Annotated in this window: 12 protein-coding genes; 3 read left to right on the top strand and 9 right to left on the bottom strand. The window is 73.8% G+C overall.

The genetic code is table 11. The annotated features are described in order from the left end of the window. Nucleotides 1-2,226 (bottom strand): cache domain-containing protein, encoded by a 2,226-nt coding sequence (locus CRP52_RS19595; protein ID WP_257032661.1) that lies wholly within the window; start codon nt 2,224-2,226, stop codon nt 1-3. 62 nt (nt 2,227-2,288) lie between these two features. Beyond that, entirely contained in the window at nt 2,289-2,420 is a 132-nt protein-coding gene (locus CRP52_RS39680) for a hypothetical protein (protein ID WP_257032662.1), read from the bottom strand. A gap of 28 nt (nt 2,421-2,448) precedes the next feature. Between CRP52_RS39680 and CRP52_RS19600 the strand changes: the two genes are divergently transcribed. Beyond that, nucleotides 2,449-3,420 (top strand): hypothetical protein, encoded by a 972-nt coding sequence (locus tag CRP52_RS19600; protein WP_097237585.1) that lies wholly within the window; start codon nt 2,449-2,451, stop codon nt 3,418-3,420. Between the two features lie 6 nt (nt 3,421-3,426). Here CRP52_RS19600 and CRP52_RS19605 read toward each other — a convergent pair whose 3' ends face one another. Then, complete coding sequence (locus tag CRP52_RS19605) at nt 3,427-3,864, bottom strand: gamma-glutamylcyclotransferase (protein WP_097237586.1); 438 nt, start codon at nt 3,862-3,864, stop codon at nt 3,427-3,429. A gap of 106 nt (nt 3,865-3,970) precedes the next feature. Here CRP52_RS19605 and CRP52_RS19610 point away from each other — a divergent pair, with 106 nt between their 5' ends. Continuing rightward, a complete protein-coding gene (locus tag CRP52_RS19610; protein WP_097237587.1) occupies nt 3,971-5,425 on the top strand; it encodes an NAD(P)H-quinone dehydrogenase in 1,455 nt (484 codons plus the stop codon). Between the two features lie 237 nt (nt 5,426-5,662). After that, entirely contained in the window at nt 5,663-6,655 is a 993-nt protein-coding gene (locus tag CRP52_RS19615; RefSeq protein ID WP_257033094.1) for a DeoR/GlpR family DNA-binding transcription regulator, read from the top strand. Between the two features lie 58 nt (nt 6,656-6,713). Here CRP52_RS19615 and CRP52_RS19620 read toward each other — a convergent pair whose 3' ends face one another. From CRP52_RS19620 to CRP52_RS19640, 6 genes are all read right to left on the bottom strand, one after another. After that, complete coding sequence (locus CRP52_RS19620) at nt 6,714-8,489, bottom strand: acetyl/propionyl/methylcrotonyl-CoA carboxylase subunit alpha (RefSeq protein WP_097237588.1); 1,776 nt, start codon at nt 8,487-8,489, stop codon at nt 6,714-6,716. A gap of 236 nt (nt 8,490-8,725) precedes the next feature. Next, nucleotides 8,726-9,460: a hypothetical protein gene (locus CRP52_RS19625; protein WP_097237589.1), complete on the bottom strand. Its 735-nt coding sequence runs from the start codon at nt 9,458-9,460 to the stop codon at nt 8,726-8,728. Between the two features lie 81 nt (nt 9,461-9,541). Next, nucleotides 9,542-10,144 (bottom strand): nucleoside triphosphate pyrophosphatase, encoded by a 603-nt coding sequence (locus tag CRP52_RS19630; RefSeq protein WP_097237590.1) that lies wholly within the window; start codon nt 10,142-10,144, stop codon nt 9,542-9,544. A gap of 47 nt (nt 10,145-10,191) precedes the next feature. Further along, complete coding sequence (gene mmpB / locus CRP52_RS38340; protein WP_179852854.1) at nt 10,192-10,332, bottom strand: morphogenic membrane protein MmpB; 141 nt, start codon at nt 10,330-10,332, stop codon at nt 10,192-10,194. 154 nt (nt 10,333-10,486) lie between these two features. Beyond that, nucleotides 10,487-10,708 (bottom strand): acyl-CoA carboxylase subunit epsilon, encoded by a 222-nt coding sequence (locus CRP52_RS19635; protein WP_097237591.1) that lies wholly within the window; start codon nt 10,706-10,708, stop codon nt 10,487-10,489. Between the two features lie 29 nt (nt 10,709-10,737). Next, the gene (locus CRP52_RS19640; RefSeq protein ID WP_097237592.1) at nt 10,738-12,327 is read right to left on the bottom strand and encodes an acyl-CoA carboxylase subunit beta; all 1,590 of its coding nucleotides are present in this window, start codon (nt 12,325-12,327) and stop codon (nt 10,738-10,740) included. Nucleotides 12,328-12,493 lie beyond the last annotated feature (166 nt).

Raw genomic sequence — 12,493 nt, forward strand, 5'->3', positions numbered from 1 at the left:
TCAGCGGGCGGTGGCGGGGGTACGGCGGACGGCACGCTCGGCGAGTTCGGCGCGCACCAGCTCCTGGCGGATCAGCTCCAGGCTGCGGGCGACGGCACCGACCTCGTCGTGGTGGACGGGGTAGAGCACGGTGCGGCGGTCCCCGGCGGCCAGCGCCTCGGCGCTCGCGGCGAGCCGGCGCAGCGGGAGGCCGACGACGATGAACAGCCAGCCGAGGCAGAGCGCGGCGGCGGTGAGGCCGAGCATGCCGGCCAGCACGGCGCGCCGGTCGGCGCGGTTCTGGTCGAGGTGCAGCCAGGCCACCGGGTGGGCGGTGACCACGGACCAGCCGAGCTTGGCCACGCTGCCGTTGCCGCCGAGCGGGGCGGCGGCGAGCAGCGTCGGGTCGTCGCCGTCGCGCAGGACGTCGGCGGCGGCGGACTTCTTGGCGTCCGCGAGGACCTTCCGGGCGCGGCCGTCCGGGAGCTCGCCGAAGGAGCTGTAGCCCTCGTTGGCGGCGAGCACCCGCTGCCGGTCGTCGAGCAGCCAGACCCGGCCGAGGCCCGGGCGGACCAGCAGCCCGCTGAGGAAGCCGGTCTTGAACTCGCCGACCAGGACCGGGCCCTTGGGCTCCGGCGCGTCCTCGGTCTCGGCGTCGGGCGGGGCGGCGGCGAGGGCGGCGCGGGCGGCGATCCGGGGCTCCTTGCCGGAGCTGTTGAGCAGCAGCACCCCGCTCGCGCCGAGCGCCTCCGGGCCGGTGCGGTGCGGGGCCTCGCCGGCGTGGGCGAGGAGTTCGCCGTTCGCGCCGAGGACGTAGAGCGAGCGGTAGCGGTCGTGTTCGGCGAGGGTGGCCTGCAGCAGGGCGTCGGCCTTGCCGACGGAGGCCTCGGCGAGCGAGGGGGCGAGCGAACGCAGGTCCGCGTAGCCCTCGTTGAGCGCCTGGCGGATCCGGTCGGCGGCGGTGTCGGTGCGGTCGCGCTGGCCGGCGACGACCTGGGTGGGTACCCGTACGGTCGGGTCGTTGCCGCCGAGGAAGAGCAGCGGGCCGGACCAGCCGAGGACCAGGACGGCGCAGATTGCGAGCGGCAGCGCGGTGCCGGGGCGGCGGCCGCGGGCGGGCGCGGGGGCCGGCGGGCGGGCCGGGTCGAGGAGTTGCTGCCGCAGCTCCTCCAGGGCGCGGGCGATCCGGCCGGCCTCGCCTCTCTTCGGACCCCGTACGGGCTGCTCCGGGCGGTCGCCGCGGGTGAGCCGGCGGGACTCCAGGAACAGTCCCAGCAGCGGGCGTTGCAGGCTGCGGATCAGGTACCAGGCGAGCAGCAGCGCGAGCACCACCAGGGCGCCGGCGGCGGCCAGGCCGAGCATCGGGTGGCGCAGGCTGCCGGGCCTGCCGTCGACGGTGCTGGTGGAGACCACGGTCAGGCCGAGCGGGGCGGCCTGGTCGTGGCCGCCGGGGGCGGCGACGGCGGCCCAGCCGGCGACCCGGCGCACGCCCTTGTCGTCGGGGCTGCCGGCCAGGCTGCCGGAGGCCGTCTCGCCGGGGGCCGGGTGCTGCCGGGCGGCGCGCTCGCGGGCGGTGTCGACCAGCCTGCGGTCGCCCTCGGCGGTGAGCGCGGCGCCGGTGGTGTCCAGGACGGCGCCGGTGGCGTCGAGGACCTGGATGGTCTGTTCCTTGCGGGTGGAGATGCCGGGCAGCCGCAGGTTGTCGGAGGCGACCAGCAGGGCGCGGCCGTCGGCCTTGGTGGCGACCAGCGCGAAGGTGAGCAGCCGGGTGCCGGCGGTGGAGGGCACCAGGACGGGGGCGGGCGCGGTGTCGGTGACCTTGCTGAGGTCCAGCCCGGCCAGCGGGACGGTCTCGCCGCGGGCGGCCAGCAGCCGGCCGGTGTCGGGGCGGACCACGACCGTGCCGCGCCACTTGTGGTACGCCTGGCCGAGCGCGGTCAGTACGGCGGCGGGCTCGGCGGGCGCGCCCTCGTAGCGGGCGGCGGCCCGGCGCAGGTCGGTGGCGCTCTCGTGGAGCCCGGCGCGCAGCGAGGCGGCGGTGTCCTCGGCGGCGTACTGGTGGGACTCCCGGACGGCCTGCGGGGTGTCGTCGACGCGCAGTCCGCCGACGGCCAGGGCGGTGATCGCGGCGACCGCGAGCAGCAGCACGACCAGCAGGGCGATGGGCGGGCGGATGCCTCCGAGCAGCGGCATGTCGGCCCGGCGGCGGTAGCGGTGCTGCCGCGGCGGGTTGGGTGCCGTGCTCACGAGGGGCCTCGTTCTCCTCCGGGCTCGGCGCGCCCGCTCCGGGAGGCGGCCGGCCTTCCCGGTCAAGCGATGATCAAGAAATGGTCAAGCGGGACCAGCGTACGAAGAGGTTTCGCAAAAGTTGTCACATGTCGGTTGCGATCGGGTGCCGCTTCGGTGTCGATTTCTCCCGACTCGGCGCGGATCATGGTCACCGGGGCGGGCAGGGTAGGTTCGACCGCCATGGAGACTCGGGGTTCGCGACGCTCGCTGCTGCTGCCGGCGGCGGTGCTGCTGGTGCTGGCCGCGCTGGCGGGGGTGCTGACCCTGGCCGCGCGCGGCCAGGACGAGCGGCCCCGGGTGGCCCGGGGCACGCCGTCGGGGCCGGTGCCGGTGGACCTGGCGGCCCGGGTGGACGGCTTCACCGCCGACTTCACGGCGGACGGCCCGTACACCGCGCCGGACGCTGCGCAGCGCCGGGCGGTGGCCGAGGGCGTGCTCGGCGCCATGGACGGCCAGGCCGAGCAGGCGGGCCGCGCGCTGGCCCGAGTCGGCTACCGGCTCACCGAGTTCACCGAGGCCGCGACCGGCCGCCGGGTGGCCGAGATCGCCGAGACCGCAGACGCCCCGGCCGTCGGGAGCCGCGGCTGGGGCCGGGTCTACCTGGACCTCTCGGCCCGGCCGTACTGGACCGTGCAGGTGCCCCACCCGGTGTCGGACGCCCGCACCGAGGCGCTCGGCGTGGAGCTGTTCCGGGCCGCGCCGGGCGGGGTGCTGGTGCTCGCCGGGGCGCACCGCAAGGCCGGGGCGGACGGCTCCTCCGACGTCGCGCACCGCTCCGACACCGTCTTCGCCGCCGTGGTCGAGGCGCTCACCGGGCGCGGCCTGCCCGGCATCCAGGTGCACGGCTTCGACGAGGGCAGTCTGCCCGGGCAGGACGCGGTGGTCTCCGGCGGCGCGGGGCAGGCGGGGCCGGCCGCGGAGCTCACCGCCGCCGGGCTCGGCCGGGCCGGGTTCGCGGTCTGCCGGGCCTGGCGGGAGAAGTGCGGGCAGCTGGAGGGCACCACCAACGTCGAGGGCCGGTTCGCATCCGGGGCCGGGGTGCCGTGGCTGCACGTCGAGCTCGGCAACGGGCTGCGCACCGAGCCGGCCCGGCGTGCGGTGGTGGCCGGCGTGCTGGCCGAGACCGCGCGCAGCTGGGCCGCGAAGCCCTGACGGGCCCTAGCAGGGGCGGCGGCGCAGGTCCATGACGTAGTCGTGCGGGGCGCCGGCGCTCTCGGCGGCGTCGGCGATCAGGCCGAGGTAGCGGGCCGCGGGCAGGCCGCCCTCGTAGTCGTTGAGCACGTACGTCCAGACCGGGATGTCGCCGTCCAGGGTCTGCGCGCGCAGCTTGATCTTGCGGTAGATGCCGAGCTGGACGCCCTCCCAGCGGTCCAGGCCGTCCTCGTCCATCGGCGAGACGTCGTACAGCGAGACGAAGACCTGGTCCTTGCCGTCCTCGACGACGGTGGCCAGCGAGCCCTCCCAGCCGAGCTGTTCGCCGCCGAAGGTGAGCCGCCAGCCGTCCAGCCAGCCCGTGCCGCGCAGGGGGGAGTGCGGGGCTCGGCGGGTCATCTGCCGGGCATCGAGGTTGGTGGCATACGCGGCGTAAAGGGGCATGGGGGCCAGCGTAGCCGGGCGGCGGGCGGCCGGAGTTCGCGGCCGGTCACGGATTTCGCACAGGAGCTCGGACCCCGGCGTGGCGGCGCTCCCGGCGTACGGGACAATGGAGAACGTGACTCGGATCGTGATCATCGGTGGCGGACCCGGCGGCTACGAGGCGGCCCTGGTCGCCGCACAGCTCGGCGCGGAGGTGACCGTCGTCGACCGCGACGGTCTGGGTGGATCGGCGGTGCTCACGGACTGCGTTCCGTCGAAGACGCTGATCGCGACCGCGGAGGTGATGACCACCTTCGACAGCTCGTACGAAGAGCTCGGCATCATCGTCGCGGACGACACGCCCCCGGACGAGCAGGCCGCCAAGGTCGTCGGCGTGGACCTGGGCAAGGTCAACCGGCGTGTGAAGCGCCTGGCGATCGCGCAGTCCCACGACATCACCCAGTCCGTCACCCGGGCCGGCGTCACCGTGCTGCGCGGCCGCGGCCGGCTCGGCACCGGCGGGCAGGCCGTGGACGGCTCCCGCGAGGTCCTGGTGGACGCGCCCGACGGCACCGTGCAGTCGCTGCGCGCCGACGCCGTGCTGATCGCCACCGGCGCCCACCCGCGCGAGCTGCCCGACGCCCAGCCGGACGGCGAGCGGATCCTCACCTGGACCCAGGTGTACGACCTGGAGGAGCTGCCCCGCGAGCTGATCGTGGTCGGCTCCGGTGTGACCGGCGCGGAGTTCGCCGGCGCGTACCAGGCGCTCGGCTCCAAGGTCACCCTGGTGTCCAGCCGCGACCGCGTGCTGCCGGGCGAGGACCCGGACGCCGCCGAGGTGCTGGAGGACGTCTTCCGCCGCCGCGGCATGAACGTGATGGGCCGCTCGCGCGCCGAGAGCGTCAAGCGGATCGGCGACCGGGTCGAGGTGACCCTGGCCGACGGCAAGGTCATCGAGGGCTCGCACTGCCTGATGGCGGTCGGCTCGATCCCCAACACCTCCGAGATGGGCCTGGAGGAGGCCGGGATCAAGCTCAACGACTGGGGTCAGATCCAGGTCGACCGGGTCTCCCGCACCACCGCCCCCGGCGTCTACGCGGCGGGTGACTGCACCGGCGTCTTCATGCTCGCCTCGGTGGCGGCCATGCAGGGCCGGATCGCGATGTACCACGCGCTCGGCGACGCGGTGCAGCCGCTGAACCTCAAGACCGTTGCCTCCAACGTCTTCACCGACCCGGAGATCGCCACCGTCGGCTACACCGCGGCCGACGTGGAGTGCGGCAAGATGGACGCCGTCGTGGTCAAGCTCCCGCTGCGCGGCAACCCGCGGGCGAAGATGCAGGGCATCCGGGACGGCTTCGTGAAGCTGTTCTGCCGCCCGGGCACCGGCATCGTGGTCGGCGGCGTGGTCGTCGCCCCGCGGGCCAGCGAGCTGATCCACCCGATCTCGCTCGCGGTGGACGCCAATCTGACGGTCGAACAGGTGGCCAGCGCCTTCACCGTCTACCCGTCGGTCTCCGGCTCGACCGCCGAGGCCGCCCGGCAGCTGCACATCCGCAAGCGGGCCGACGGCGAATCCTGAGCCTCCGGCGCACAGTTGAGGGGCGGTCGCCGATCGGCGGCCGCCCCTCGCGCATGACGGTCCTTCACCCGTACGGCGGGCGCAGTCCCGGGCTATTGACGGCGCGTATTGTACGGTCACGCGCCGCTCGTGCGTGAGCAATTCTCGCTACCAGCTGCAAACGCCTGAAAGCAGACGGTCACGCAGGTTACCGTCGGTTCTGTGTTTGCAGCAGAACGTCGCCAGTTGATCCTCGAAATGGTGCGCGCCAACGGAGCTGTCTCGCTCCGGGAGTTGGCCCGCGTCGTCCAGACCTCCGAAGTGACCGTGCGTCGTGACGTGCGGGCGCTGGAGGCAGAAGGGCTCCTCGACCGCCGGCACGGCGGCGCGGTGCTCCCCGGCGGCTTCAGCCGCGAACCCGGTTACCCGCAGAAGACCCACCTGGCCGCGGCGGAGAAGAGCGCCATCGCGGACCTCGCCGCCGGCCTGGTGGAGGAGGGGGACGCGGTGGTGGTCGGTGCCGGCACCACCACCCAGGAGCTGGCCCGCCGGCTGGCCAGGGTGCCCGGGCTGACCGTCGTCACCAACTCACTGTTGGTCGCCCAGGCGCTGGCCCACGCCAACCGGGTCGAGGTGGTGATGACCGGTGGCACCCTGCGCGGCTCCAACTACGCGCTGGTGGGCAGTGGCGCCGAGCAGTCGCTGCAGGGGCTGCGGGTCGCCAAGGCCTTCGTCTCCGGCAGCGGGCTGAGCGCCGAACGCGGGCTCTCCACCGCCAACATGCTGTCCGCGAGCGTGGACCGGGCACTGGTGCAGTCGGCCGCCGAGGTCATCGTCCTCGCCGACCACACCAAGCTCGGCACGGACAGCATGTTCCCGACCGTCGCCACCGAGACCATCACCCGGCTGGTCACCGACGAGCACGCGACCGCGGACGACGCCACCGCCCGCGAGCTGGACGCGATCGCCGACTGCGGGGTGCAGATCGACCTGGCGCCGCTCGGCGCGGCACCCAGCAGCGACGCCCCGGTGCACGGCACCGGCAGCGGCCCGGTGCACCAGACCCAGCCCGGCCCGATGGCCCGCCGCACCGCCCCGCCCCCGGCGGCGCCCCGCTGCCCGGCCAGCGCCGCCCCGGCGCGCACGGCGGCCCGGGCGGGGCGGTCGGCCCCGGCGGGATGCCGGTCCGGCTGGCCGAGATGGGCCTGCCGCGCGGCCGCTGAGCCGATTCGCAGGCCCGTGGACCCGTAGAACGCGACCGGTCCGTACACCCCGAGGGGCGTACGGACCGGTCGGAGCTCCGAGGACGTCAGTCCTTGATCTCGCAGAGCGCGGCGCCGCTGCTGACGCTCCCGCCGACCTCGGCCTTGAGACCGGTGACGGTGCCCGCCTTGTGGGCGTTCAGCGGCTGCTCCATCTTCATCGCCTCCAGGACCACGATCAGCTCGCCCTCGGCGACGACCTGGCCCTCCTCCACGGCGACCTTGACGATGGTGCCCTGCATCGGCGAGGCCAGGGTGTCACCGCTGACGGCCGAACCGGCCTTCTTGGCGCCCACCCGGCGCTTGGCCTTGGCGGCGACCCCCGCACCGGCCGCCGGGGCCGCTCCGGCGCCCAGCGAGGACGGCAGCGAGACCTCGATCCGCTTGCCGCCGACCTCGACCACGACGGTCTCCCGGCCCTCGGCCTCCTCGCCGTCACCGGCCGCACCGGCGAACGGCGCGATGGTGTTGTCGAAGTCGGTCTCGATCCACCGGGTGTAGACCGTGAACGGCCCCTCGCTGCCGTGCACCTCGGGCGCGAACGCCGGGTCGGTGACGACCGCCTGGTGGAACGGGATGGCGGTGGCCATGCCCTCCACCTTGAACTCGCTCAGCGCGCGGCGGGCCCGCTCCAGGGCCTGCTTGCGGTCGCGGCCGGTGACGATCAGCTTCGCCAGCAGCGAGTCCCAGGCCGGGCCGATGACCGAGCCGGTCTCCACGCCGGAGTCCAGGCGCACGCCCGGGCCCGACGGCGGGGCGAACAGCGTCACGGTGCCGGGCGCGGGCAGGAAGTTGCGGCCCGGGTCCTCGCCGTTGATGCGGAACTCGAAGGAGTGACCGCGCACCTCGGGGTCGCCGTAGCCGAGCTCCTCGCCGTCGGCGATCCGGAACATCTCGCGGACCAGGTCGAGGCCGGTGACCTCCTCGGTGACCGGGTGCTCCACCTGCAGACGGGTGTTGACCTCCAGGAAGGAGATCGTGCCGTCCTGCGCCACCAGGAACTCGCAGGTCCCGGCGCCCTCGTAGCCGGCCTCCTTGAGGATGGCCTTGGACGCCCGGTACAGCTCGGCGTTCTGCTCGGCGGTCAGGAACGGCGCGGGCGCCTCCTCGACCAGCTTCTGGTGCCGGCGCTGCAGGGAGCAGTCACGGGTGGAGACGACCACCACGTTGCCGTGCTTGTCGGCCAGGCACTGGGTCTCCACGTGCCGCGGGTTGTCCAGGTACCGCTCGACGAAGCACTCGCCGCGACCGAAGGCGGCGACCGCCTCGCGCACCGCGGACTCGTACAGCTCCGGGATCTCCTCCAGCGTGCGGGCGACCTTGAGGCCGCGGCCGCCACCGCCGAAGGCCGCCTTGATGGCGACCGGCAGGCCGTGCTCCCGGGCGAAGTCGATGACCTCGTCGGCACCCGAGACCGGGTCCGGGGTACCGGCGACCAGCGGGGCACCGGCGCGCTGCGCCACGTGCCGGGCGGTCACCTTGTCGCCGAGGTCGCGGATGGCCTGCGGCGGCGGGCCGATCCAGATCAGGCCCGCGTCCAGGACGGCCTGGGCGAACTCGGCGTTCTCCGACAGGAACCCGTAACCGGGGTGGACGGCGTCGGCCCCGGAGTCGGCGGCGGCCTTGAGCACCTTGGCGATGTCCAGGTAACTGGTACCGGGGGTGTCACCGCCCAGCGCGTAAGCCTCGTCGGCCGCGCGGACGTGCAGCGCATCCCGGTCCGGCTCGGCGTAGACGGCGACGCTGGCGATACCGGCGTCCGAGCAGGCCCGGGCGACGCGGACGGCGATTTCCCCGCGGTTGGCGATGAGCACCTTGCGCACTGTGGCTCCCTTCTTGAACCTCGTTGAGTTTATGGATTCCTGGGCAGTACCGGCGAGTAGCCCCCGGTTGTGAACTATCCCACACGCTCGGTGATGGGATCGGACGCCCCGCTACCGGCCGGTACGAAGACTCCGCAGGTCGCGGCGGGCGGGGTCGCAACGGTGGGGGCCACGGCGGGTGACGAGGCGGCGGCGTGGCGGGACGGTGGCATGGGCCACACTCTCGCGCGGACCGCTCAAGCGGCGCCGGAGCGGGCGCCGGGCCGCTGCACGGCCTCGGCCGTCACGTCGGCCGCGACCTCGACCAGATCCGGCCCGTACGCCTTGGGTTTGACGACCCGCAGGACGACCGCGAAGGTGCCGTTGCGGCCGTGCGCGCGGGCGAGTTCGCGGTGGTGCGCGACCAGGTAGCGCACGCCCGCCTGGTTGGCGGTGCCGGTCTGGCCGGCGACGAGGAACACCGGACGGCCCCCCTCCGGGGTGGCGATCCGGGCCAGCAGGGCGTGCACCTGCTCCTGGTCGGCGGTGAAGTCGCGGTCGCCCACCACGATGACGTTGCTGCCCGGGTCCGCGCCGGAGGTGACCAGGGCGCCCGGCAGGCCCCAGGCGAGGTGGGCGGCGGTCCGCTCGTTGCTGACCGGGCCGCCGATGCAGAACTCGGTCCTGGCCCCGATGCCCCGATTCGCCGAGTCGTGCGCGACGATCTCCGCCCTGGCCCCGCAGCTTTCCACCAGCCCGGCCAGCGCCATCAGCGCGTAGGCGTCCCGGCGGGTCACGGTACCGGCGTCCGAGCCCTCGCCGATGCTGCGCGGCACCACGACCAGGCACTCGCCGCCGGCCGGCAACCCGAAGAACTCCCGCACCTGTTCGACCCTCCGGCGCCGCCGCAGGGCCTGGGCGAGCCAGCCGAGGCCGGCGCTGATGGCACTGGCCACCAGGCCCAGCACCACGTTGAGCACGTTGTCGGTCATCGCCGCGGTCCCTCCCCGGTTCGAACGGCGGTCAGCTCAGCGGCCGAACGGCCGGATGTGGCAGGTCACGTGGTCCACAGGTCACGTGGTCCACAGGTCGGTGATGCGCAGGCCGAGGTCGGCGAGCAGGCGGCGCAGCAGCGGCAGGGACAGGCCGATGACGTTGCCCGGGTCCCCGTCGATGCCGTCGACGAACGGCGCCGAGCGGCCGTCCAGGGTGAACGCCCCGGCCACGTGCAGCGGTTCGCCGGAGGCCACGTACGCGGCGATCTCCTCGTCGTCCGGGGTGCCGAAGCGGACGGTGGTGGAGGCGGTGGCCGAGGCCTGCCGGCCGGTCACCGTGTCGATCACGCAGTGGCCGGTGCGCAGCACCCCGGCGCGGCCGCGCATCGACTGCCAGCGGGCCAGCGCCTCGGCGGCGTCGGCGGGCTTGCCGAGCGCTTGCCCGTCCAGCTCCAGGACGGAGTCGCAGCCGATCACCAGCTCGCCGTCGGTCAGGGCGGCGGCGACGGCCTTCGCCTTGGCCTCGGCCAGCACCAGCGCGAGTTCGGCGGGGGTGGCGGCGGTGATCGCGTCCTCGTCGACGCCGCTGACCACCACGCGCGGGTCGAGGCCCGCCTGGCGCAGCAGCCCGAGGCGGGCGGGGGAGGCGGAGGCGAGGACGAGGGTGCGCTGGTCGGTCATGGCCACCAGGGTAGGGGGTGACGGTGTCCGCCGTTCGGGTGAACGGCTCAGGTGAACGCCCGGGCGATCATCAGCAGGACGGAGCCCACCAGCACGATGGCGGCGAGCACCTTGCCGGCCCGCTGCATCCGCTCCTGCATCCGACGGGCCTCGGGCGAGGGCTCGTCGCGGGGGTCTGACCAGAGCACCCGTCCAGAGTGCGCCGTGCCCGGGCCGGGCGCCTGAGTATCCGTACTCAGGTTTCGGGCAAGCCGGGCGGCGGGAACGGGCGCGGAAGCGGGCCTGAAAAGAGTGCGGAGCAGGAAGTCGATCTGTTCGACTTCCTGCTCCGCGGCGGGTGTTTCAGCGCGCCCAGCCCGAGGTCCGCCAGGCGTTGACGCCAGGGTGGAGGGCGGGGCGGAGCAGGCGGGAGCGGTCGTTCCAGGGGGAGGCCGGGCCGGCGCCGGCCTGACGCGCCGCCTCGGCGGCGGCGTGCGCGGCGGCGGCCCGGGCCTGGACCACCGCCAGAACGGTGGCCAGCTCCTCGGGGGTCGGCTGCCCGTGCAGCACGTGGATCGGGGACATGGCTGGTTCTCTCCCGACAGGGAAGGGGCCTACAGGGGGATGTTGCCGTGCTTCTTCGGCGGCAGCACCTCGCGCTTGCCGCGCAGCGCCCGCAGGCCCCGGACGATGTGCCGGCGGGTCTCGCTGGGCGCGATGACCGCGTCGACGTAGCCGCGCTCGGCCGCCAGGTACGGGTTCAGCAGGGTGTCCTCGTACGAGGCGATCAGCTCGGCCCGCTTCTCCTCGACGGTGCCGGCCGCCTCGGCCTCGGCGATCTCCCGGCGGTGCAGGATGTTGACCGCGCCCTGCGCGCCCATGACGGCGATCTGCGCCGTCGGCCAGGCCAGGTTGAGGTCGGCGCCCAGGTGCTTGGAGCCCATGACGTCGTACGCGCCGCCGAAGGCCTTGCGGGTGATCACGGTGATCAGCGGCACGGTGGCCTCGGCGTAGGCGTAGATCAGCTTGGCGCCGCGGCGGATGATGCCGTCCCACTCCTGCTCGGTGCCGGGCAGGAAGCCGGGCACGTCCACGAAGGTCAGCACCGGGATGTTGAAGGAGTCGCAGGTGCGGATGAAGCGCGCCGCCTTCTCGCTGGCGTTGATGTCCAGGCAGCCGGCCAGGTCCATCGGCTGGTTGCCGACGATGCCGACCGAGTGGCCCTCGACCCGGCCGAAGCCGGTGATGATGTTGCCGGCGTACAGCGGCTGGGTCTCCAGGAACTCGCCGTCGTCGACGATGTGCTCGATCACCTTGTGCATGTCGTACGGCTGGTTCGCCGAGTCCGGCACGATCGTGTCGAGTTCGAGGTCCTCGTCGGTGACCGCGAGGTCGGCCTGCTCGGGGTAGGACGGCGGGTCGCTCAGGTTGTTGGACGGCAGGTACGAGAGCAGGCTCTTGACGTACTCCACCGCCTCCTTCTCGTCCGCGGCCAGGTAGTGGGCGTTGCCGGACTTGGTGTTGTGGGTGCGGGCGCCGCCCAGCTCCTCCATGCCGACGTCCTCGCCGGTGACGGTCTTGATCACGTCCGGGCCGGTGATGAACATGTGCGAGGTCTGGTCGGCCATCACCACGAAGTCGGTGATCGCGGGGGAGTACACCGCGCCGCCCGCGCAGGGGCCCATGATCAGCGAGATCTGCGGGATGACGCCCGAGGCGTGCACGTTGCGGCGGAAGATCTCGCCGTACAGGCCGAGCGAGACCACGCCCTCCTGGATCCGGGCGCCGCCCGAGTCGTTGATGCCGATGACCGGGCAGCCGGTCTTCAGCGCGAAGTCCATGACCTTGACGATCTTCTCGCCGAAGACCTCGCCCAGGGAGCCGCCGAAGACGGTGAAGTCCTGGGCGAACACGGCGACCTGACGGCCGTCCACGGTGCCGTAGCCGGTCACCACGCCGTCGCCGTACGGGCGGTTCTTCTCCTGGCCGAAGTTGGTCGAGCGGTGCCGGGCGAACTCGTCGAACTCCACGAAGGAGTCTTCGTCCAGCAGCTCCGCGACCCGCTCGCGGGCGGTCAACTTGCCCTTGGCGTGCTGCTTCTCCACGGCCTTGGCCGAGCCGGAGTGCACCGCCTCGTCCAGCCTGCGCCGGAGATCGGCGAGCTTGCCGGCGGTGGTGTGGGGGTCGTACGGCGCCTCGGTCATTCCGGTGGCTCTCCCTGATCCATGGGCCGCGACCTGTTCGAGTGCGCGCGGGCCGGAGGTGGGGCCCGCGCATGAGGGCAGGGCGGCGCTGCGAACTACCGTTGGGTAGCGTAGCCAGCACGCGGGGCCATCCGTCATGTCCTGGCGTTATGGCCATCGACACAGT

This window comes from Streptomyces sp. 1331.2, from assembly GCF_900199205.1.
GTDB lineage: Bacteria > Actinomycetota > Actinomycetes > Streptomycetales > Streptomycetaceae > Kitasatospora.